The 22,862-nt window shown below is 42.7% G+C and carries 28 protein-coding genes; all 28 read left to right on the top strand.

Annotated elements, in window-relative coordinates; genetic code table 11:
* Window positions 1–48: 48 nt before the first annotated feature.
* The 28 genes from H2684_RS00560 to H2684_RS00425 all read left to right on the top strand — a co-directional run bounded on the left by H2684_RS00560 (window position 49) and on the right by H2684_RS00425 (window position 22,850).
* Window positions 49–801, top strand: a complete 753-nt coding sequence (locus H2684_RS00560) for a phage antirepressor KilAC domain-containing protein (protein ID WP_182087414.1) — start codon at window positions 49–51, stop codon at window positions 799–801.
* Window positions 801–1,235, top strand: a complete 435-nt coding sequence (locus H2684_RS00555) for a DUF4406 domain-containing protein (protein WP_182087413.1) — start codon at window positions 801–803, stop codon at window positions 1,233–1,235. The genes H2684_RS00560 and H2684_RS00555 overlap by 1 nt, the downstream gene beginning before the upstream one ends.
* Window positions 1,232–3,598 carry a virulence-associated E family protein gene (locus H2684_RS00550; RefSeq protein ID WP_182087412.1) on the top strand — a complete coding sequence of 789 codons (2,367 nt, stop codon included), beginning with the start codon at window positions 1,232–1,234 and terminating at the stop codon, window positions 3,596–3,598. The genes H2684_RS00555 and H2684_RS00550 overlap by 4 nt, the downstream gene beginning before the upstream one ends.
* A 219-nt stretch (window positions 3,599–3,817) precedes the next feature.
* Window positions 3,818–4,099, top strand: a complete 282-nt coding sequence (locus H2684_RS00545) for a VRR-NUC domain-containing protein (protein ID WP_170102813.1) — start codon at window positions 3,818–3,820, stop codon at window positions 4,097–4,099.
* Window positions 4,080–5,441, top strand: coding sequence for a DEAD/DEAH box helicase (locus H2684_RS00540; protein WP_240946221.1), 1,362 nt, complete (start codon window positions 4,080–4,082; stop codon window positions 5,439–5,441). The genes H2684_RS00545 and H2684_RS00540 overlap by 20 nt, the downstream gene beginning before the upstream one ends.
* A complete protein-coding gene (locus tag H2684_RS00535; protein WP_182087715.1) occupies window positions 5,441–5,659 on the top strand; it encodes a hypothetical protein in 219 nt (72 codons plus the stop codon). Before H2684_RS00540 ends, H2684_RS00535 begins: the two co-directional genes overlap by 1 nt.
* Window positions 5,656–6,066: a DUF1492 domain-containing protein gene (locus H2684_RS00530; protein WP_035150326.1), complete on the top strand. Its 411-nt coding sequence runs from the start codon at window positions 5,656–5,658 to the stop codon at window positions 6,064–6,066. Before H2684_RS00535 ends, H2684_RS00530 begins: the two co-directional genes overlap by 4 nt.
* 154 nt (window positions 6,067–6,220) lie before the next feature.
* Entirely contained in the window at window positions 6,221–6,580 is a 360-nt protein-coding gene (locus tag H2684_RS00525) for an HNH endonuclease signature motif containing protein (protein ID WP_182087411.1), read from the top strand.
* A gap of 111 nt (window positions 6,581–6,691) precedes the next feature.
* Complete coding sequence (locus tag H2684_RS00520) at window positions 6,692–7,243, top strand: P27 family phage terminase small subunit (RefSeq protein WP_024400905.1); 552 nt, start codon at window positions 6,692–6,694, stop codon at window positions 7,241–7,243.
* Between the two features lie 17 nt (window positions 7,244–7,260).
* Entirely contained in the window at window positions 7,261–8,442 is a 1,182-nt protein-coding gene (gene metK, locus H2684_RS00515) for a methionine adenosyltransferase (RefSeq protein ID WP_024400904.1), read from the top strand.
* A complete protein-coding gene (locus H2684_RS00510; protein WP_182087410.1) occupies window positions 8,417–9,658 on the top strand; it encodes a site-specific DNA-methyltransferase in 1,242 nt (413 codons plus the stop codon). Before metK ends, H2684_RS00510 begins: the two co-directional genes overlap by 26 nt.
* Before the next feature lie 101 nt (window positions 9,659–9,759).
* Window positions 9,760–10,548 (top strand): hypothetical protein, encoded by a 789-nt coding sequence (locus H2684_RS00505; protein ID WP_035150335.1) that lies wholly within the window; start codon window positions 9,760–9,762, stop codon window positions 10,546–10,548.
* Window positions 10,548–10,775 (top strand): DUF4314 domain-containing protein, encoded by a 228-nt coding sequence (locus tag H2684_RS00500; RefSeq protein ID WP_019155121.1) that lies wholly within the window; start codon window positions 10,548–10,550, stop codon window positions 10,773–10,775. The genes H2684_RS00505 and H2684_RS00500 overlap by 1 nt, the downstream gene beginning before the upstream one ends.
* A 135-nt stretch (window positions 10,776–10,910) precedes the next feature.
* Entirely contained in the window at window positions 10,911–11,810 is a 900-nt protein-coding gene (locus H2684_RS00495) for an amidoligase family protein (protein WP_019155120.1), read from the top strand.
* Between the two features lie 38 nt (window positions 11,811–11,848).
* On the top strand, window positions 11,849–12,307 hold the full coding sequence (locus H2684_RS00490) for a gamma-glutamylcyclotransferase family protein (protein ID WP_018664387.1): 459 nt from the start codon (window positions 11,849–11,851) through the stop codon (window positions 12,305–12,307).
* A complete protein-coding gene (locus H2684_RS00485) occupies window positions 12,300–12,488 on the top strand; it encodes a DUF5049 domain-containing protein (RefSeq protein ID WP_018664388.1) in 189 nt (62 codons plus the stop codon). The genes H2684_RS00490 and H2684_RS00485 overlap by 8 nt, the downstream gene beginning before the upstream one ends.
* 88 nt (window positions 12,489–12,576) lie before the next feature.
* Window positions 12,577–14,181 (top strand): terminase TerL endonuclease subunit, encoded by a 1,605-nt coding sequence (locus H2684_RS00480; RefSeq protein ID WP_182087409.1) that lies wholly within the window; start codon window positions 12,577–12,579, stop codon window positions 14,179–14,181.
* A 50-nt stretch (window positions 14,182–14,231) separates the two neighbouring features.
* Window positions 14,232–15,476: a phage portal protein gene (locus H2684_RS00475; RefSeq protein WP_012102986.1), complete on the top strand. Its 1,245-nt coding sequence runs from the start codon at window positions 14,232–14,234 to the stop codon at window positions 15,474–15,476.
* Window positions 15,477–16,166, top strand: coding sequence for a head maturation protease, ClpP-related (locus tag H2684_RS00470; protein WP_092561612.1), 690 nt, complete (start codon window positions 15,477–15,479; stop codon window positions 16,164–16,166).
* A 19-nt stretch (window positions 16,167–16,185) separates the two neighbouring features.
* Window positions 16,186–17,391 carry a phage major capsid protein gene (locus H2684_RS00465; protein WP_012102984.1) on the top strand — a complete coding sequence of 402 codons (1,206 nt, stop codon included), beginning with the start codon at window positions 16,186–16,188 and terminating at the stop codon, window positions 17,389–17,391.
* Window positions 17,392–17,403: 12 nt separating this feature from the next.
* Window positions 17,404–17,784 carry a head fiber protein gene (locus H2684_RS12445; RefSeq protein WP_092561614.1) on the top strand — a complete coding sequence of 127 codons (381 nt, stop codon included), beginning with the start codon at window positions 17,404–17,406 and terminating at the stop codon, window positions 17,782–17,784.
* A gap of 19 nt (window positions 17,785–17,803) precedes the next feature.
* Entirely contained in the window at window positions 17,804–18,121 is a 318-nt protein-coding gene (locus H2684_RS00455; protein ID WP_012102982.1) for a head-tail connector protein, read from the top strand.
* A 3-nt stretch (window positions 18,122–18,124) separates the two neighbouring features.
* Window positions 18,125–18,460: a head-tail adaptor protein gene (locus tag H2684_RS00450; RefSeq protein WP_012102981.1), complete on the top strand. Its 336-nt coding sequence runs from the start codon at window positions 18,125–18,127 to the stop codon at window positions 18,458–18,460.
* Between the two features lie 5 nt (window positions 18,461–18,465).
* Window positions 18,466–18,897 (top strand): HK97 gp10 family phage protein, encoded by a 432-nt coding sequence (locus H2684_RS00445; RefSeq protein ID WP_182087408.1) that lies wholly within the window; start codon window positions 18,466–18,468, stop codon window positions 18,895–18,897.
* Window positions 18,894–19,235 (top strand): hypothetical protein, encoded by a 342-nt coding sequence (locus H2684_RS00440; RefSeq protein WP_182087407.1) that lies wholly within the window; start codon window positions 18,894–18,896, stop codon window positions 19,233–19,235. Before H2684_RS00445 ends, H2684_RS00440 begins: the two co-directional genes overlap by 4 nt.
* 3 nt (window positions 19,236–19,238) lie before the next feature.
* Window positions 19,239–19,829, top strand: a complete 591-nt coding sequence (locus H2684_RS00435; RefSeq protein ID WP_012102978.1) for a major tail protein — start codon at window positions 19,239–19,241, stop codon at window positions 19,827–19,829.
* A gap of 11 nt (window positions 19,830–19,840) precedes the next feature.
* Window positions 19,841–20,227 (top strand): hypothetical protein, encoded by a 387-nt coding sequence (locus H2684_RS00430; protein WP_106062428.1) that lies wholly within the window; start codon window positions 19,841–19,843, stop codon window positions 20,225–20,227.
* Window positions 20,228–20,429: 202 nt separating this feature from the next.
* Complete coding sequence (locus H2684_RS00425) at window positions 20,430–22,850, top strand: phage tail protein (protein WP_182087406.1); 2,421 nt, start codon at window positions 20,430–20,432, stop codon at window positions 22,848–22,850.
* Window positions 22,851–22,862 lie beyond the last annotated feature (12 nt).

Below are 22,862 nucleotides of genomic sequence, written 5' to 3'. Positions count from 1 at the left end.
TTAGGTAGAGGGGTTTCCTCTCTGACTATATTACAGGAGGTAATTCGTATGGACGAATTAGTAAGAATCAATTATGAAAAAGACCGCCCCACAGTACTTGGCCGTGATTTACATGCAGTTTTGGAAGTGAAAACACCCTATGATAAATGGTTTCCAAGAATGTGTGAGTATGGATTTGTGGAGGGTACGGACTTTTCGACATTTCTGTCGGAAAGTACAGGTGGAAGGCCCGCTGTGGACCACCAAATAACAATTGATATGGCAAAAGAGCTATGCATGATACAGCGTACTCCAAAAGGAAAACAATGCCGCGGGTACTTTCTTGAAATAGAAAGACGATGGAATTCCCCTGAGGCGATCATGGCAAGGGCATTACAGTTTGCCAATCAACAACTAACTCAAGTAAGGAATCAAAATAAATTACTTGAAGGTACGATTGCTGTTCAGAATCAGCAGATTGCGGAAATGAAACCGAAAGTCTCCTATTATGATGTAGTTCTAAATTGCAAAGACCTCATTTCTACATCAGCAATTGCCAAAGATTACGGCAAGTCAGCTATTTGGATGAACCGCTATCTTAATAAAAAGGGCATCCAATTTAAACAAGGTGGTATCTGGCTTTTATATCAGAAGTATGCAGAAAAAGGCTATACCAGTACCAAGACACATAGCTACATCGGTAGTAACGGTGAACTGCATACAAAAGTCCATACATATTGGACTCAAAAAGGCAGACTCTTCATTTACGAACTGTTGAAGGCAGATGGTATTTTGCCGCAGATAGAAATGGAGGGTGTGTAATGGGAATTGATAAATTCAATCATGAAGGATACCATGACCCAACTCCCCATGAGGCACTGACCAACATAATAAGAAAGAAAAAGGCAGAGAAAAAATCTGCCTTTAAGCCACTTGTATATATTTGTTCTCCCTATTCCGGTGATGTAGAAGGAAACATTAAAAAGGCTCGCAGTTTTTGCAGGTTTGCATTAGACCAAAACTGTATTCCGATTGCTCCCCACCTTATGTTTCCACAGTTTATGGATGATGAAAATCCAGAGGAACGGGAACTTGCCATATTTATGGACATCGTGCTTATGGGCAAATGCTCCGAGGTTTGGGTGCTAGGCAATACCATCTCAAGCGGGATGGCAAGGGAGATTGAAGTAGCCAAGAAACGCAGACAAATGGTCAGGTATTTTAGTCCGGAGCATGAGGAGGTTGATAGCTTATGAAAATTGCAGTAGGCAATAGCCGGATGGATAGAAAATGGAAAAACAAAGATATATCCTGGGAGGATTTTTGTTCCCGTGTAAAGACAACCCAACGTACTACAGAAACGGTAGAAGAATATCGGAAATTAAAAAGAGGTCAACAAGATGATATCAAAGATGTGGGTGGTTTTGTTGGAGGGCATTTAAAAGGAGGAAGGCGAAAGAAGGGCAATGTTTTATGCCGTTCTTTGCTTACCCTTGATATGGATTACGGTAGACCGGACATCTGGGAACAAATCAGTATGCTTTTTGATTTCAAATGCTGTGTTTATTCCACCCATAAGCACACACCGGAAAATCCAAGACTTAGGCTAATCGTTCCTCTTGCTCGTGAAATCAGCGAAGAAGAATACGCAGCCGTTGGACGTATGGTGGCAAAAGAAATCGGCATAGATCTTTTCGATGATACGACTTATGAAGCCCATCGCCTTATGTATTGGCCATCCACTTCCTCTAATGGTGAATTCGTCTATGAAGAGCAGGATGGAGAATTGCTTGACCCTGATGTTTATCTTTCAAAATATCAAAACTGGCGGGATACATCAACATGGCCAGTATCAAGCAGGCAGTCTGAAGTTATAAATCGCAGTCTTAAAGAGCAAGCAGACCCGCTTTTAAAGGAAGGTGTGGTAGGAACATTCTGTCGTGCCTACTCCGTTCGTGAAGCAATTGAGAAATTCTTAGGTGCAGTTTATGCACCTTCTACTATGGAAGGGCGATACGATTATATTCCAGCTGATAGTAGTGCCGGTGTGATTATCTATGATGATAAATTCGCATACAGCCACCATGCTACAGACCCAGCAAGTGGATTACTCCTCAATGCTTTTGATCTCATTCGTATTCATAAATTCGGTTCTTTAGATGATAAAGCTTCTACCACTACAGCTCCTGGTAAGATGCCATCTTTTGTGGCAATGTGCGAGTTTGCTATAAAAGATGAAAGAGTAAAAGCTGAGTTTTCTAAGGAAAGACAGGCACAGGCTGAAGAGGAGTTTAGTGATGAGGATTGGCAGACAGCTTTGGAATTGGATAAGCAAGGCCGAATAAAAGACACTCTAGACAACATCGTTTTGATTATTCGTCATGACAAGGAATTACAGCATATAGCTTTTAATTGTCACCGTGATGGTATTGATGCCAAAGGTGGTCTGCCATGGGAACAGATCAAGGTGGGTTGGAATGATTCAGATAATGCACTTCTTAAAGTGTATTTAAGCAGCAAATATGGAGTCTATTCACCTACCAAGACCAAGGATGCTGTGTTAGCGGTAGCGGCTGAACGAGCCTACCATCCTGTTAAGGAGTATCTGGACTCCCTGCCAAAATGGGATGGAATTAGTCGAGTAGATAATCTATTAATTGATTATTTCGGTGCAACAGATAATTCCTATACAAAAGCAGTCATCCGCAAAACGATGGTTGCAGCGGTAGCCCGCATTTATAGACCAGGCACAAAGTTTGATAGTGTCCTTATCTTAAACGGTCCTCAAGGTATCGGTAAGTCAACCTTCTTTGCAAAACTCGCTGGAGATTGGTTTTCAGACAGCTTGACCATTACGGACATGAAAGATAAATCTGGGGCTGAGAAACTTCAGGGATATTGGTTATTGGAACTGGGTGAGCTTGCCGGTATGCGTAAGACGGATGTGGAAATTGTGAAGTCTTTTATTTCGAGGGCAGATGATAAGTACCGGGCAAGTTATGGAGTCAATGTGGAAAGCCATCCCCGTCAATGTGTGATTGTAGGTTCTACAAATGCAGAAAGCGGGTTTCTTCGAGATATAACTGGCAATCGAAGATTCTGGCCAGTCCGTATTAGTGGTAATGGTAAAAAGAAAGCTTGGCAGATGACTAAAGAGGAAGTACAGCAGATTTGGGCAGAGACACTAGTGCTATATGAAAAGGGCGAAAAACTCTACCTTGAAGGTGATGATGCATCCATGGCAACTAGTGAGCAGGCAGATGCCATGGAAACAGATGAACGAGAAGGATTGGTTCGTACCTATCTGGATACTCTTTTGCCGGATGATTGGGACACTATGTCTTTATACGAGCGTAGAAATTTCCTCGGCGGTAGCGAATTTGGCGGCGGCACCCGTGTTGGAACAGTAAAAAGAACACTTGTCTGCAATATGGAGATTTGGTGTGAATGTTTTGGAAAAGATGCATCCTCAATGAGAACATCTGATTCTTATGCCATCGGTGCCATTATGAGAAAGATCAGTGGGTGGAACAAGTACACCGGGAACAAGAACGGAACAATCAATTTCCCTATCTATGGAAAGCAACGAGCTTATTCCCGAACCGAGGAACAAAGCTAGTTGTACCTTACCTTGTTCTCATACTGGTTCTTTCCCCGAAGCTAGTAATCAAAAGGAAAATCTACGGTTCGGAACAAGTGGAACAAGAAGTATCCTATTTATTTATAAATAGTAAAAAAGAAGAAAGTGTAGCCTGTGCATACACGCATACGCGCGCGTATAGGAAAAATGGGTCAAAGTTGTTTTCTTGTTCCGAGCCTTTTTATATGGGAGGTATTTATGCTTGAAAAGTATATCGAAAAGAAACTGGTGGCTGAGGTAAAAAAGATGGGTGGCATTGCAGCAAAGTTTGTTAGCCCAGGTTTAGATGGGATGCCAGACCGCCTAGTGCTTTTACCACTTGGAAAGATGGCATTTGTGGAATTAAAGGCTCCCAGAAAGAAACCTCGTCCACTACAGATTAGAAGAATAAAGCAATTACAAAAATTAGGCTTTACCTGCTATGTCATTGATGATGTTGAGCAGATTGGAGGGATACTCTATGAAATACAATCCTCATAAATATCAAACATATGCTACGAATTTCATACTTGAGCATCCCATAGCAGCGGTGTTTTTAGAGATGGGTCTTGGCAAAAGCGTAATCACTTTAACTGCTATATTTGATTTATGTCTTGATAGTTTTGAAATTGGAAAGGTTCTGGTCATTGCCCCTCTAAGGGTAGCAAGGGATACTTGGCCAGCTGAGATAAACAAATGGGAGCATTTAAAAGGACTGGAGTATTCAGTGGCTATTGGAAGAGAACAGGAGCGGTTAGCAGCTCTTAGGAAACCAGCAAGTGTCTATCTTATAAACAGAGAAAATGTTGACTGGTTAGTAAACAAAAGTGGCATTCCTTTTGATTATGACATGGTGGTCATTGATGAATTGTCATCTTTTAAGTCTTATGGAGCAAAAAGATTTAAGAGTTTACTAAAAGTCAGACCTAGGGCGAAACGTATCGTGGGTCTTACAGGTACTCCATCCAGTAACGGGTTAATGGATTTGTGGGCAGAGTTTCGTATTCTCGACATGGGTAAAAGACTCGGCAGATACATAACTCACTACCGCAATTCCTTCTTTACTCCAGATAAACGTAATCAGCAGATTGTATTTTCATATAAACCGTTACCTGGGGCAGAAGATGCCATATATCGGCTAATTTCAGATATTACCATTTCAATGAAGTCGGTTGATTTTCTAAAAATGCCAGAATGCGTGATAAATGAAGTGTCGGTGTATCTAAATGATAAAGAACAATCAGTATACGATCACTTTCGTGAAGAGATGGTTCTTGAGCTTGCCAATGAGGAGATTGATGCCATGAATGCAGCAGTCCTTTCGGGCAAACTCCTTCAAATGGCAAACGGTGCTGTCTATGATGATGATAAAAATACTCATATTATCCATGACCGCAAGCTGGATGCTCTTGAAGATTTAATCGAAGGTGCAAACGGCAAACCTGTTCTTATTGCATATTGGTATAATCACGATTTAGAGCGTATTAAAGCAAGATTTAATGTTAGAGAAATTAAAACATCCAAGGATATCAAGGACTGGAACAACGGTGATATTTCTGTGGCGGTTATCCATCCTGCATCAGCAGGACACGGTCTCAATTTACAAAGTGGTGGTTCAACACTTATTTGGTTTGGTCTTACCTGGAGTCTAGAACTCTATCAGCAAACAAATGCAAGACTTTGGAGACAAGGACAAAATGAAACGGTGGTTATCCATCACATTGTTACAAAAGGCACGATTGATGAAGATGTGATGAGAGCCTTGAAACGAAAGGAAAAGACACAGTCCGATCTTATTAACGCTGTCAAAGCAAATCTGGGGAAAGCGAGGGGTGTTGTATGATGGATGCATTTGAAAAACTGGCAAATGCCATTATTCTACAGGCAGTCAAAGATTATCGTTTTGCTCTGAAAAGACTAGCAAAATACCCTCGCAATGATTCTGCTAGATATACGAAACGTGAGATTGAGCGTTTCTTTCATTCCGGGTATTTCACTACCCTGACATCCCTCGATCCTGATATGCTAATTAAAAAGCTACATGAGGAGGTGGTGCGATGACGGCAAAGGAATTCTTGAAACAAGCTTATCGCTTAAATGAGCTGATTAATTCCGATCTTGAGGAGTTGCAAAATCTAAGGGAACTCTCAAGAAGTGTTTCATCTCCTGTTCTTGAGGAAAAAGTCAGTAAAACAAAAAGTACTGATCCACCTTTTGAAAAATACGTGATTAGAATAGTAGATTTGGAGAAGCAGATACAACAAGAGGTGGAACGTTTAATAAAGCTTAAGTCAGATATTCGTGAAGCGATTAACCAGATGGAAAACGTGGATGAAAAGCTGCTTCTTCGCTACCGCTACATTAACTTTCTTAACTGGGAAGAAATCTGTGTCAACCTTAATGTTTCTATGAGAACTGTGCATAGACTTCACTCATCAGCCTTGCAGCATTTAAAGGTGCCTAAATAAAAGTTGGCACACTTTGGCACAGGTTGGCATACGATGACACTGTTTGTCCGTAGTGAAAGTTATATAATGGTAGTATGGAATATTAGCAAACAGAAGCCTTCACGGGAGCATTTCTCCTGCGAGGGCTTTTTCTATGGGCAAAAGGAGGTGTAGTATGCCAAGGAAACCTAAGCGACCATGCTCTTACCCTGGTTGTCCAGAGCTGACTGACAGACGTTTTTGTGAAGAACATGCTAAAAAGGAAGCTGCACGGTATGAAAAGTATGACCGCGATCCAGTAACTCGTAAGCGATATGGTCGTGCATGGAAGAGAATACGTGACCGCTACATTGCGGCTCATCCTCTTTGCGAGGAGTGTAAACGGCAAGGAAAGCTGACCTCAGCAACCGAGGTACATCACATTCTTCCTCTTGCAAGAGGAGGGACTCACGATAGAAGTAATCTGATGGCTCTTTGTACTCCTTGCCACTCTGCTATCACAGCAAGAGATGGAGACCGTTGGGGAACCCGGTAGGGGGAGTCAAATCTCCACAGCTTTTCATTTGTGTAACGGGCGTGGGGTAACGCGTGAAAATTCGCGGTTTCAAACAGGGTAATAGACCCATCAACGAAAAGAGGTGAGTGAATGGCCAAAGATGGAACAAATCGTGGCGGTGCCCGTATAGGCTCTGGTCAAAAAAAGAAACCACTTGCTGATAAAATTGCACAGGGTAATCCAGGTAAGAGAAAGCTAGAAATTATCGACTTCCAAAATACCGCTGATTTAAAGGGGCAGGAAATGCCAAAGCCAAGGGCCATGCTCTCGGCGGTGCAAAAGGACGGGAAAACCCTAGTAGCCAGCGAGATTTATGAAATTACTTGGAAATGGCTTGAGGAGCGAGGCTGTGCCCATTTGGTGCTCCCACAGCTTCTAGAACGATATGCCATGAGTGCGGCCAGATGGATACAGTGTGAGGAGGCGGTAACTGAGTTTGGCTTTCTTGCCAAGCATCCAACTACCGGCAATGCTATTCAAAGTCCTTATGTAGCTATGAGTCAGAACTTTATGAGTCAGACAAACAGATTGTGGATGGAGATTTATCAAATCGTTAAAGAGAATTGTGCTACAGAGTATTCTGGTTTAAACCCACAGGACGATGTGATGGAGCGACTGCTATCTGCCCGCAGAGGAAAATAAAGATGAGGAGATATGTAATGAGTAAAAGATATTTAACAGCTGAAAGTGTATGTGCTGGACATCCTGATAAACTATGCGACATCATAGCAGATAGCATTTTAGAAGCATGTTTACGTAAAGATAAAGCATCACGTGTCGCTTGTGAGGTAATGGCAACCAAAGGGAAAATTATCGTGGCGGGCGAAATCTCCTGCAGCGAGAAAATAGACATCCGATACATTGTTAGGAATGTCCTTAAAGAGATTGGATACAACCCTCTTAAATTCTTGATTTATGTATTTGTACACAAACAAAGTGTAGATATTGCAACTGGCGTGGATACTGCACTGGAAGTAAGAAATGGAATAAATGAACAGTATGGTTCGATAGGTGCTGGAGACCAAGGAACTGTGTACGGCTATGCTACAAAGGAAACAGGAGAAATGCTTCCCCTACCCCTTGTACTATCTCACAGGATTGTAAAGAGACTGGATGATTGCCGAAAAGGGAAACTGATAAAAGGTATCCACCCAGATGGTAAAGCGCAGGTGACGGTGGAATATGAAGGGGACACTCCAGTGCGAATAAAGACTATTGTGATATCGGTACAGCATGATAAGAATAAAACACAGGAAGAACTAAAGACAGATATCCTTAACAATGTCCTATGGCAGTGCTTTGAGGACTTCCCATTTGATGATGAAACAGAAATTCTCATTAACCCCTCTGGTAGATTTGTCGAAGGTGGTCCCGCTGCCGATACAGGCTTAACTGGTAGAAAAATTATGGTTGATACCTATGGAGGACTTGCATCCCATGGAGGTGGCGCACTTAGTGGTAAAGACCCCACCAAAGTTGACCGAAGCGGTGCCTATATGGCTCGGTACATTGCAAAGCATATCGTCTGGTGTGGTTATGCAAAGAGATGTGAAGTTAGTATATCCTATGCCATTGGTAAGGCAAATCCTGTAGCCTTTTCTGTAAATACTCTTGGCACAGGTATTGTTTCTGACGAAATATTAACTCTTGCTGCACAGGAGATTTTCAATTTAAGACCTGCGGCAATCATAGAGAAGTTGCGTCTAAGGAATGTGATTTACTCTGATACAGCTGTTTATGGTCACTTTAATAGTTGTCTATTCCCGTGGGAGGATGTAAATAAGTACAGTGAATTTAGAAAGGCGGTGGAAAAGTATGTTGATAGAGAAGATAAAAACTAAACAACTCATCCCCGCTGAATATAACCCAAGGAAGGATTTAAAACCGGGTGATCCGGAATATGAGAAACTTAAACGCTCCCTTGAGGAGTTTGGATATGTAGAACCCGTAATATGGAATAAGACCACAGGCAGAGTCATCGGAGGTCATCAGCGTTTGAAAATCCTGCTGAGTATGGGCATGGAGGAGATAGAATGCGTAGTTGTTGAAATGGATGAGCAAAAGGAGAAGGCGCTGAACATTGCACTAAATAAAATAAGTGGTGATTGGGATAAAGACAAATTAGCACTTCTCATCACGGACTTAAATGCTTCAGACTTTGATGTGTCTTTGACAGGTTTTGACCCAGGAGAGTTGGACGATCTTTTCAAGGATTCCCTTAAGGATAATATAAAAGAAGATGATTTCGATGTAGACAGCGAGCTGAAAAAGCCCGCTGTTTCGCATTTAGGGGATATTTGGCTACTTGGACAGCATCGATTAGTCTGCGGAGACAGTACAAAGAAAGACACCTTTGATGTCTTGATGGATGGGAAAACTGCTAATTTGGTAGTTACGGACCCTCCATATAATGTTAACTATGAAGGCACTGCTGGAAAAATCAAAAATGACAATATGGCTAACGAAGCGTTCTACGATTTCCTGCTTGCAGCATTTCAGAACACCGAAGCAGCGATGGCAAAGGACGCTTCTATTTATGTATTCCATGCGGATACCGAAGGACTCAATTTTAGAAGAGCATTCTCCGATGCAGGATTTTATCTTTCTGGTACTTGTATTTGGAAAAAGCAGTCCCTTGTTCTCGGTCGCTCCCCTTATCAATGGCAGCATGAACCTATTCTCTTTGGGTGGAAAAAGAAAGGCAAGCATAACTGGTATTCCGATAGAAAGCAGACCACCATCTGGGAATTTGAGAAACCGAAGAAAAACAGTGATCATCCTACGATGAAGCCAGTTGCACTTGTGGCCTACCCTATTTTGAATTCAAGCCTTTCTAATTGTATCGTGCTTGATCCTTTTGGTGGTTCAGGAAGCACACTGATTGCCTGTGAGCAGACAGATAGAATCTGCTACACCATTGAACTGGATGAAAAGTACTGTGATGTTATTGTGAAAAGGTATATTGAGCAAGTTGGAAACTCAGACGGTGTGTTTCTTTTAAGAGATGGTTCGAAAATAAGATATTGTGACCTGCCAGACGTTGCTACCGCCGATTAATGGAACAGTATTTTCTACAGAAAGATGCTCTAAATGACTTGATATTAACAGCCTTTAGAGTGATATATGTATGTACCGAAAATAGAAAGGCGGTATAAAAAATGCAGATAAACTATAATGTCACAGGAGCAAAAAGAAAAGAGCTAGTCAATGCAATCAGCCAAAAACTGAATGCTCCTGCAAGATATCTTGGAGCGCCTACATTTGCATATGAAGTGGCAGACTACAATATTGACAAAAACGGGGTAGTCAGAGGACCAGATAATTCTGAACTGGTTAATAATCTATTAGGCCTTCATGACTTTAAGGCGGTTACAGTAGAATTTGACACACCAATTCCAGCAGCAGAGCCTGTTCTTGAAAATATTCAAGTTCCTAATGAAGCGGCTCTTGGGGGTAGGGTAAGTCCAAATAGTGATTACGAAGAACCTCCCGTATACAGCGAATCAAATGAAACCGAAGAAGCTATTAGTTTGATTATTCAAATGCCGAGGGAGGGTTTTAGCGAAACTGCACTTGGTAACCTAAAAGGATTGGTAGAAAGCAAAGAAACCCTTATAAAGAAAGCACTTGATACTGACTCTATTCCCATTATCATAAATGAGGAATTTATAACCTTCCCTTGGTTCCAGAGTGAGTGCTCCGCAGAGGAGGTGAAGGCTTATACCCACTTTGTAACAGCACTTTGTGAAATGGCAAAGAAGCAGACCCGCGTCAACTCGACCGAGAAATCAGTGGAGAATGAAAAGTACGCTTTCCGTTGTTTCCTTCTAAGACTTGGATTTATCGGGCCAGAATACAAAACAGAACGAAAAATTCTCCTCTCCAAATTGTCGGGTAGCTCTGCCTTCAAAAGCGGAAGTGCCAAGCATGAGGAGGTGAGTGAATAATGAATATCATTCACCCAGAAATGCTAAAGCAACTTAGAAGTTATTACACTCCAGGAACTCGTGTCATGCTACTTAAGATGAATGACCCTTATACCAAGCTTCAGCCAGGAGATAAAGGTACGGTTACTAGTGTTGATGATATGGGAACTATCCACGTCAGTTGGGATTCAGGCAGTTCCCTTGGAGTGGTTTTTGGAGAGGATTTATGCAAGAAAATCGAAGAATAAAAATACACATTTTAAGCCCAATATGGCAGTAAATATGTAGATTTGTATTGCAGAATTGTCTTGCTATATAAGCCTTTTAGAGTGATATATGTACATGCCGAAAGGACAAACACACTTTAAAAGGAGCGAGACACGATGTTAAGTGCAAAATTCGGGATTGAGATTGAATTTACAGGGATTACAAGGGAAAGGGCGGCTAGAGTCGCTGCAGAGTTTTTGCAAGGCATTTACAGTGAAGGCGGGACTTACTACGACACCAAGAAGGTAAAAACTTCAGATGGTCGAGTGTGGAAGTTTATGTACGATGGGAGCATCAACTGCCAAAGAAAAGAAGGTAGAAGAAAAGTAGCTGCAGGTAGAGATTATAGTGTTGAGCTGGTTAGCCCAATACTAACCTATCGGGAGGACATTGAAACTTTGCAAGAGCTAGTAAGAAAGCTTCGCAAAGCTGGAGCCTTTACAAATACATCTTGCGGAATTCACATTCATCTAGACGGTGCTGAACATACCCCACGAAGCATTCGAAACTTTGTAAATATCATTGCAAGTAAAAATGACTTATTTTATAAAGCACTTCAGATTGCACCGCAGAGAATGAATTACTGCAAAAAGATGGACAGCATTTTGGTTGAGAAGATAAACCGTAAAAAGCCTAGAACCATGAGACAAATTGAGGACATTTGGTACGAGGGCTACAGCGAGAGTAGAAGCACTCATTATCACAACAGCCGCTACCATTTCCTCAACCTTCACAGCTTTTTTACCGGAAACCATACAGTTGAACTTAGAGGATTCAATAGCGAACTTCATGCAGGAAAGATAAGAAGCTACATTGTTCTAGCACTTGCCATCAACCACCAAGCCTTAACACAAAAGTGTGCATCAGCAAAGAAACCGCAGGTGGAAAACGAAAAATTTGCCATGAGAACCTATCTAAACCGAATTGGTTTCATTGGAGATGAATTTGCAAACTGCAGAGAACATTTGACAGCAGCACTTTCGGGTTCAGCTGCATGGCGGTTTCGGGCGGCCTGAGCTGCCCCTAACCCACAAAGCTAAGAAGGAGGATTACAATGAAGAATAAATTATATCTTGCCTATGGCTCCAACCTTAATCTAAAGCAAATGGCCGACAGATGCCCCACAGCGAAGGTGGTAGGAGCAAGTCAAATCAATGACCACCGCCTATTATTTAGAGGGGCACACGCGGGCGCTGTGGCGACAATCGAGCCTTTTGAGGGTGGCAACGTACCAGTTTTAGTTTGGGAGATTACACCGACCGATGAAGCGGCACTTGACCGTTACGAGGGATGGCCGTTCCTTTATCGAAAGGAAACAATAAAAGTGAAGTTGGGAAGCAAAACCGTCAAGGCGATGGTCTACATCATGAATGATGGTAGACCGCTTGGACAGCCGAGTTGTTATTATTACAGTACAATTTTAGAAGGCTATAAGAGTGCGGGCTTCGATGTGGAAATCCTGCGCAAAGCTACAACTGATTCAATAGAATCGGAGGAGGTAGCCAATGAATGAGATAATTAAGCAACAAATCCTTTCCATCCGAGAAAGTGGAGTCACAAATATGTTTGATGTGGACCGAGTACAGTATGAGGCAAATGAACGAGGGTTTTATGAATTGGTAGTCTATTTAATAGACCATAAAGCAGAATATGCCCATTTCATACTGACGGGTGAAGTGGATAAAAAGAAATAACTAAATCTAAATAGGATAGAGAAAAGGGCTTCATCTATAGGATTGAGGCTCTTTTCTTATGTCCTTTTCCATAAAAGGGGCGGTGTTTATGCGGAAACTGAAGAAATATAAGCCGACCGCCTTTATAGCTGAAGGGTCATATTACGATAAGGACGCTGCTGATTACGCTGTGGCTTTTATCGAAGCACTCTCCCATACGAAAGGTTCATGGGCAGGCAAGCCTTTTGAACTTATCGATTGGCAGGAGCAAATTGTCCGTGATTTATTCGGTATCTTAAAACCTAATGGATACCGGCAGTTTAACACGGCTTATATAGAAATACCTAAAAAGATGGGAAAAAGCGAGCTTGCAGCAGCAATCGCACTTCTCCTCACTTGTGGAGATGGTGAAGAACGAGCAGAGGTATACGGTTGTGCCGCAGATCGCCAGCAGGCATCAATTGTATTTGAAGTAGCAGCCGATATGGTGCGGATGTGTCCAGCGCTGAATAAACGAGTGAAGTTGCTGACTTCAACTAAACGACTGGTGTACCTGCCGACCAACAGCTTTTATCAGGTATTGTCGGCTGAAGCCTATTCAAAACACGGCTTCAATATACATGGTGTTGTTTTTGATGAACTTCATACTCAGCCAAATAGGAAACTATTTGATGTTATGACAAAAGGGTCTGGTGATGCGAGGACCCAACCGCTATATTTTCTTATCACCACTGCAGGGACGGATACCCAGAGTATCTGCTATGAAACACACCAAAAAGCGGTTGATATTATTGAGGGCAGAAAATACGATCCTACTTTTTATCCCGTAATCTACGGTGCCAAAGAAGAGGATGATTGGACTGATCCCAAAGTATGGAAGAAAGCAAATCCAAGCCTAGGAATTACAGTAAGTATCGATAAAGTTAGAGCAGCTTGTGAAAGCGCAAAACAGAACCCTGCTGAGGAAAATAGCTTTCGACAGCTGCGTCTGAACCAGTGGGTTAAGCAATCTGTCCGTTGGATGCCAATGGCAAAGTGGGATGCCTGTGCGTTTCCAGTAAAACCAGAGAGCCTTGAAGGTAGAGTATGCTATGGAGGACTTGATTTATCCTCTACCACTGACATTACAGCCTTCGTGCTGGTGTTCCCACCGGAAGATGAAACAGATAAATATACCGTTCTCCCGTATTTTTGGATGCCGGAGGATAATATTGACCTCCGAGTTCGACGAGACCACGTGCAATACGATCTTTGGGAGAAGCAAGGCTATATTTTAACCACCGAGGGAAATGTAGTCCATTATGGATACATTGAAAAATTCATTGAAGAACTGGGGGAAAAGTACAACATTCGAGAGATTGCTTTTGACCGCTGGGGCGCTGTTCAGATGGTGCAAAATCTTGAAGGGTTAGGCTTTACTGTAGTTCCTTTCGGTCAAGGTTTTAAAGATATGTCACCACCTACAAAGGAACTTATGAAATTGACATTAGAAGAAAGAATAGCACACGGCGGGCATCCAGTACTACGGTGGATGATGGATAACATCTATATAAAAACAGATCCGGCTGGAAATATAAAACCGGACAAGGAAAAAAGTACAGAAAAAATAGATGGAGCAGTGGCAACTATTATGGCACTCGACCGCGCCATCCGCTGTGGACCAGGTAATAGTGGAGACTCGGTGTATGACGAGAGAGGTTTAATAATTCTATAAATTTCAATGATTGTTTGTGGTGTAATTCTTTCAATTTGGAGGTGAGGCCTATGAATTTATTAAAAGGACTGTTTCGTTCAAGGGACAAACCGCAAAACCGTGTGGGTAGCGCATTTTCCTTCCTATTCGGCGGTACATCATCTGGCAAAACAGTAAATGAGCGTACTGCAATGCAAGCAACAGCGGTGTATGCCTGCGTAAGAATACTAGCTGAAGCTATTGCTGGACTGCCACTACATGTATATAGATATCGTTCTGATGGAGGTAAAGAAAAGATTCCTTTCCACCCTTTGTATTACCTTCTTCATGATGAACCAAATCCAGAGATGACTTCATTTGTGTTTCGAGAAACACTGATGAGTCATCTTTTACTTTGGGGCAATGCTTATGCACAGATAGTTCGAAATGGTCGTGGCCAGGCAATTGCGCTTTATCCTCTACTTCCTAACAAGATGGAAGTAAGTCGAGCATCAAATGGTGAACTGGTTTATACCTACTACCGGGATACAGACGAAAGTGGCCTGAATCCAAAGGGCGGGTATGTCACACTTCGCAAAGATGATGTACTTCACATACCAGGCTTGGGCTTTGATGGACTCATTGGCTATAGCCCTATTGCTATGGCAAAAAATGCAATCGGTATGTCACTTGCTACCGAAGAATACGGTGCGGCATTCTTTGCTAATGGAGCCAATCCCGGCGGTGTGCTGGAGCACCCAGGAGTAATTAAAGACATACAGAGAGTCAAGGATAGCTGGAATAGTGCTTACCAAGGCACAGCTAAGGCACATAAAATCGCTGTATTGGAAGAGGGCATGAAGTTTCAAGCCATCGGTATACCTCCAGAACAGGCTCAGTTTTTAGAAACACGGAAATTTCAAATCAATGAGATTGCAAGGATTTTCCGTGTGCCTCCTCATATGGTGGGAGATCTTGAGAAATCTAGCTTCTCTAATATCGAGCAGCAGTCTTTGGAGTTTGTAAAATACACTCTCGATCCGTGGGTGGTGAGATGGGAGCAAAGTCTCCAGCAATCGCTTATTTTGCCTTCTGAGAAAACATCAGTATTCATCAAGTTCAATTTAGATGGTCTGCTTCGCGGCGATTATCAAAGCCGAATGAATGGCTATGCTATTGGGCGACAAAATGGCTGGATGTCAGCTAATGATATCCGTGAATTGGAGGACATGAACCGTATCCCAGCTGAGGAAGGTGGCGATTTATATCTGGTTAACGGAAATATGACGAAATTGGCTGACGCAGGAGCGTTTGCCAAAACCGAAGGAGGTCAGTAAATGAAGAAGTTCTGGAATTGGGTGCGAGATTCTGATGAAGGGCGCACTCTCTATTTAAATGGAGTGATATCCGAAGAAACGTGGTGGGGTGATGAGGTCACACCTAAGATGTTCAAAGATGAACTGCTGGCTGGCACCGGTGATATTACAGTGTGGATTAACTCTCCTGGCGGGGATGTGTTTGCAGCAGCTCAGATTTACAACATGCTTATGGACTATACAGGAAAGGTCACTGTAAAAATTGACGGGCTTGCGGCAAGTGCAGCTTCTGTTATTGCAATGGCGGGTGGAGATGTATATATGTCGCCGGTATCCATGATTATGATTCATAACCCTTCGACTATTGCCATCGGTGATAGCGAGGAAATGCTACGAGCTAAAGCTCTATTAGATGAGGTTAAGGAAAGTATTATTAATGCCTATGAGTTAAAGACTGGTCTTTCCCGAACAAAGCTTTCTCATCTGATGGATGCAGAATCATGGATGAATGCAAATAAAGCCATCGAACTGGGTTTTGCAGATAAGATCATGTTTATGGAAAATGAAACACCGGATTTGACGGATAGCCTTATCTTTAGCAGGATGGCGGTTACTAACTCACTTATTAGCAAACTACCTAAAAAACAAAAACAAAAAACAGGTACACCTATAGAGTCGCTGGATAAGCGGCTTTCTTTAATTTCTCACTAATTTAAAGGAGGAAATAACAATGAGTAAAATTCTTGAATTGCGCGAGAAACGCGCTAAGGTTTGGGATGCGGCGAAGGCATTCCTTGATTCAAAACGTGGCGGTGATGGATTGTTATCCGCAGAGGACACACAAACCTATGAAAAGATGGAAGCTGAAGTTGTTGCACTTGGTAAGGAAATAGAACGTTTGGAACGTCAGGCGGTTATTGACTTAGAACTTTCCAAAGCCACTAGTAGCCCTATTACAAACACACCGTCCAAACATGCTGAAGATAAGACAGGACGTGCGTCTGCAGAGTACAAGAAAGCATTCTGGAATGCTATGCGTACTCGTGCAGGTGAAGGCCTTGATGTAAACGTAAGAAATGCCCTTCAAATCGGTACAGACTCCGAGGGTGGTTATCTTGTGCCTGACGAGTTTGAACGTACCTTAGTAGAGGCTCTTGAGGAAGAGAACATTTTCCGTTCACTGGCCAATGTTATCAATACATCTTCTGGTGATAGGAAAATTCCTGTTGTAGCTACAAAAGGTACTGCTTCTTGGGTGGATGAAGAAGGCACTATCCCAGATAGCGATGATAGTTTCGGACAGGTTTCTATAGGAGCTTACAAACTCGCTACCATGATCAAAGTTTCCGAGGAGCTTCTTAACGATTCTGTGTTCAATCTTGAAGCCTACATCTCTAAGGAGTTTGCAAGGCGTATCGGTAACAAAGAGGAAGAAGCTTTCTTTACCGGTGATGGATCTGGAAAACCGACAGGTATCCTTGCTTCTACAGGTGGTGCCCAAATTGGTGTGACTACTGCAGGTGCTACGGCAATCACTATGGACGAGGTTCTTGATCTGTTCTATTCATTAAAGGCACCTTACCGTAATAAGGCTGTATTCGTTATGAACGACGCCACTGTAAAAGCAATCCGTAAACTAAAGGATGGTCAAGGACAGTACCTATGGCAACCTTCCTTACAGGCAGGTACACCGGATACTATCCTCAATCGACCATTGTATACTTCTGCATATATGCCAACTATTGCTGCAGCTGCAAAGAGTATCGCATTTGGTGATTTTAGTTATTACTGGGTAGCTGATCGTCAGGGTCGTGTATTTAAGAGGCTTAATGAACTTTATGCTGTTACTGGTCAAGTAGGCTTTGTTGCTACTCAGCGTGTGGATGGAAAATTAATTCTACCTGAAGCCATAAAAGTACTTCAGCAGAAAGCTTAATGGAGGTGCGTTATGAGCTATAACACTAAGAATTATACCGAACAAGGCGGAGAAAAAACTGTTATAGGCGGAACACTTGAAATCAAGGAAGGAGCCTCGGTAACGGGGCTCTCCGCCGATCCGCTTCTCGTGGCAACAGAGGAGACTCTTGGTGGTGTAAAAGCCGCCGCTGCTGATGAGGGTGATACTGTCGAAATCAAAATTGGTGAAGATGGTAAGCTGTATGCTCCAACATATCCTACCGATGCTACGGAGTCAGTCTCTGGGCTGGTAAAAATGGCTGCTAATCAAGCCGACAGCATAGCTGAGGATACAGCCACTCTTGTCACAGATTTTAATGCTCTGCTCGCTAAACTAAAAGCGGCTGGGTTAATGGCTACAGACGAAGAATGACCGGAAGGAGGCGGACGGCATGACAACTGATAATCTTCTTCCTAAAGTAAAAGCAAATCTGATCCTGACGCATGACGCAGACGATGGACTTCTGCTGCATTACATCAAAGCCGCCGTCTCTTATGCGGAAAGTTATCAGCATGTTGCTGAGGGTTATTACACTGAAAACATCATGCCCCCAACAACTGAACAGGCAGTAATCATGTTGTCGAGTCATTTCTACGAAAGCAGAGATGGCTCGACGGCTGGTTTCTTCGCCGATAGCGTACAGGCGGGGCAGCAGGTTTGGAACACAGTGAACCTACTACTTAGACTAGACCGGGATTGGAAGGTGTAAATTATGAGTTTTGGAAAGATGAACACCTTTATTGATATCATCAGTACAGAGCCTATTAAAGACAAGGATGGTTTCGCTGCTATAGGCGATAACATACTTGCCAGTGTACGTGCCTACAAGGAAGATCGGCATGGCAGTGAGCGGTGGGCAAATAGGGCATCATTTTCTTCTGCAACTTCCCTATTTAGGTTTAGAAAAATATCTGGCCTTAGGGTGACCAGTGAAATGGTCATCGTTTGTGATGATGGCAGATATCAGATTTTAAGTGTTGATGATGTTAGAAACCGAGGTATGTATGTCGAGGTTTTAGCAGAAAAGATAGAACCAACCGTGAGGTGATGGATATGGCAAAAGTGAATATAAAGATGCCAGAAGAATTCCTTTTAAAGGTATCACGATTAGCTGACCAGACCGATGTAATTCTTCCTAAGGTTCTGGAAGTTGGCGGTGAAGTGGTACTGGATAAAGTTAAGGGAAATCTAAGTAAAGTGATATGTAAGAATACAAAATATCCATCCAAAAGCACTGGGGAGCTACTATCTTCACTAGGACTTTCAAGTGCAAAGCAAGATAGAAACGGAAACTTCAATGTCAAAGTTGGCTTTGCCGAGCCACGTTCTGATGGTGAGAGCAATGCTAAAATTGCCACAATCATTGAATATGGTAAGCATGGTCAGCCTGCAAAACCCTTCCTAAAGCCTGCGAGAACTGCATCTAGGAAACCTTGTATCAATGCGATGATCGCAAAGCTTGAGGAGGAGATTGATAAAATATGAATATCTTAGAGGAGCTAAATACACTTCTGACAGCAATACCTATCCCCGTAGAAACCGGGGTTTTTTCAGGTTTGGCACCGGATGAGTACGTGGTGATACTCCCACTTTCGGATGTTTTTGAAGTTCATGCGGATAACCGACCTTGCTTTGATGTGCAGGAAGCACGGATATCACTATTTTCCAAGAGCAACTACTTAGAGCGGAAGAGACAGATTACAGCGGCTTTGTTAAACGATGATTTTACAGTGACTGAGCGTAGATATATTGGTCACGAGGATGATACTGGATATCATCATTACGCCATCGACGTGGCGAAAAACTATGGAATGGAGGAATAACATATGGCAACTATCGGTTTGGATAAACTGTACTATGCAAAAATAACCGAGGACTCAAATGGCGAGGAAACCTACGGTGTGCCTTCGGTACTCGCAAAAGCCATTACTGCCGAACTTTCGGTAGAATTGGTGGAAGCAATTCTGTATGCCGATGATGGTGCTGCCGAGGTTGTGAAGGACTTTAATAGCGGTACACTCACTCTCGGTGTAGATGACATTGGCCCGACAGTAGCAGCAGATCTAACTGGTGCGTCCACCGACGACAACGGGGTATTAATTTCTGCAAGTGAGAGTGTAGGTACACCTGTTGCAGTGGGGTTTCGTGCACAAAAGGCCAATGGAACATATCGATATTTTTGGTTGTATCGCGTTAAGTTTGGACTACCAGCGACCAACTTACAGACAAAAGCGGATTCCATTACCTTTTCTACACCTACTATTGAAGGAACAGTTATGCGCAGGAACAAGCTGGATGGGTTGGGCAAGCACCCATGGAAAGCAGAAGTCACAGAAGGCGACCCCGGTGTTTCATCGTCCACCATAACAGGCTGGTTCACTGAAGTTTATGAACCCGTATATACACCTGAACCATAGGAGGAGAAATGATGGATAATGAGAGAAGTGCCACAATCAAAATAGGTGACAAAGAGTATGAACTGGTTTTAACTACACGTGCAACAAAGGCAATTGCTGGTCGTTACGGTGGTCTTGAAAATCTTGGAGAAAAACTGATGAAATCAGAAAACTTTGAGATGGCACTGGACGAGATAGTTTGGCTAATCACACTGCTTGCAAACCAGTCCATTTTAATTCGCAATCTTAAGAATAAGAACGCACCAGAAGAATTGTTGACAGAGGAAGAAGTGGAGCTTCTTACCTCACCGCTTGATTTGGCGGAATATAAAAGTGCAATCACCGAAGCAATGTTCAAAGGTGCAAAGCGCAACGTGGAAAGTGAGGAAGAAACTCCAAAAAACGTGGAAGTCGGGTAACGGACGCTGAAGTCTTTACCCGACTTTATTATTATGGAACAGTTCAGATGGGCATGGACGCAGAGGAATTCTGGCTTATGCCAATTGGACTGTTTTTTGATTTATGGGCTTGCCACAAGCAATGGCATGGGATCGAAAAGCCGAAGAAAACTCGAACGATTGACGATATTATCCCACCAGGCATATAGGAGGAGGTGAAGGTATGGCGGACAATTTTGGATTGAAAATAGGCGTCGAGGGCGAGCGTGAGTTTAAGAACGCCCTACGAGATATCAATCAGTCCTTTAAGGTGCTGGGCAGTGAAATGGCACTTGTGACCAGTCAGTTTGATAAAAACGATAAATCTATCCAGTCGGTCACTGCTCGTAATGCGGTTTTGAATAAAGAAATCGACGCACAGAAAGAAAAGATTTCAACCCTTAAGGCCGCTCTTGATAATGCCACCTCCTCTTTCGGTGAAAATGACCGCCGCACTCAAAACTGGCAGATTCAGCTGAACAGAGCTCAGGCAGAACTCAATAATATGGAGCGTGAACTTCAGCAGTCTGCGGTTGAAGCAGATAATCTCGGTGAAGAGTTAGACAACTCAGGCAAAAGTGCGGAAGATTCTGGAGGTAAATTTGAAAAGCTTGGTGGTATACTCAAGGGCATCGGTGTGGCTATGGGCACAGTTGCAGTTGCTGCTGGAGCTGCTGCTATAAAATTGGGTAAAGAGGTAGTTACCCAGTTTGGGGAATTGGAGCAAAACCTAGGTGGCTCAGAAGCAGTCTTTGGAGCGTATGCTGCTTCAATTCAAAAGACCGGTGAAGAAGCCTATAGAAATCTCGGAATTTCCCAAAGTGAGTATTTGGCAACAGCTAATAAAATGGGTGCATTGTTCCAAGGCTCTGGCATTGAACAGCGAAAAAGTCTTGAATTGACAGAAAAAGCGATGCAACGTGCAGCAGATATGGCATCCGTTATGGGTATAGATATGTCTTCTGCCATGGAAGCGGTTACGGGAGCGGCAAAAGGCAACTTTACCATGATGGATAACTTAGGTGTTGCCATGAATGCTACAAACATCGAAGCTTATGCTCTTGCTAAGGGACTAGATTTCACTTGGAATACCGCTACACAAGCGGAAAAAGCGGAAGTCGCAATGCAGATGTTTTTTGAGAACACACAGCAGTATGCCGGAAACTTTGCGAGAGAGTCAACTGAGACCATTTCTGGTTCTATTGGGTTATTACAAGCTGCACTTGGCTCTTTTACAGCAGGACTCGGTAACGCTAATGCAGACATGACAAATTTGACGGAAAATCTTGTGGATGCATTCCGTGCAGTCGTTAAAAATATCGTGCCTGTTTTAGAAAACATCGTAACCGCACTACCGCCTGCGTTCGATGCGATATTAACAGCAATAGGTGACTTGCTTCCGATGTTGTTGGAAACTGTAACGAGCCTGTTCACGCAGGTGTTGGAGACACTCTTGAACTTATTGCCTGAACTGATTCCAGCGGCAGTAGATGCAGTAATGACGATTGTCGGTGCGTTGATTGATAATCTTCCACTGCTCATAAATGCAGCAATAGAACTGGTAACCGCACTTGTGGAGGGTATTGGCATGGCTCTACCGCAACTGATACCCGCAGCAGTTTCGGCAGTCACGCAGATTGTTCAAGGATTAATTGATAACCTACCACTTATTTTGGATGCCGCTTTACAGTTGATAATAGGATTAGCACAGGGATTGGTAGATGCAATACCTCAACTAACATCTGCCTTACCTGTCATCATAAAAGCAATAGTGGATTTTATAGTGGAGTCCATTCCACAGATTATTGATGCAGGTATTCAATTATTGACTTCACTGGTTACAGCACTGCCTACTATCATCACAGCAATCGTGGAAGCAATCCCGCAGATTATCGACAGTATTATCAGTGCAGTTATTGGGTCAATTCCATTGATTATAGATGCGGGCATACGTCTATTAATATCGCTCATACAGGCACTCCCACAAATTATCACTACTGTGGTTGGGGCTATTCCGAAAATAATAACATCCTTGGTAAACGCTATTGTAGGTAACATCGACAAGATCATCTTGGCCGGTGTTCAGCTGTTTGTGGCATTAATTGCGAATCTTCCAAGGATAATCGTAGAGATCGTCAAGGCTGTACCTCAGATTATCTCAGGATTGGTCAATGCTTTTACAAGTTATATAAGCCAGATGGCTAAAGTAGGTGGAAACTTAATCAAAGGTCTGTGGCAAGGTATTTCAGATGCAGGTGCATGGCTATGGAGTAAAATCTCTGGATTTTTCGGCAATGTTGTATCAAAGATTAAGAATTTCTTCGGCATCAGTTCACCTTCAAAGCTATTTGCTGGAATTGGCCACAATATGGGTGAAGGTATCGGTGTAGGTTTTGAGGATGCAATGACAGCAGTTTCAAGGGATATGCAAAATGCTGTACCAACTAGTTTTGATTTTAATTACAGAGGTTTATCTGGGCAAGGGAATGCCAATGGTACAAATATCACTCAAAATATCTCTGTTGTGTCACCAAAGCCTCTATCTGAAAAAGAATTAGCCAGGGAATTCAAAAATCTGTCTCGCAAACTGGCACTAGAATATTAAAGGAGGTCTGGC

The sequence above is a fragment of the Clostridium sp. cel8 genome, assembly GCF_014050525.1.
In the GTDB taxonomy this organism is placed as follows: Bacteria; Bacillota; Clostridia; order Clostridiales; family Clostridiaceae; genus Clostridium_B.
This window is presented reverse-complemented; position numbering and strand designations above follow the sequence as displayed.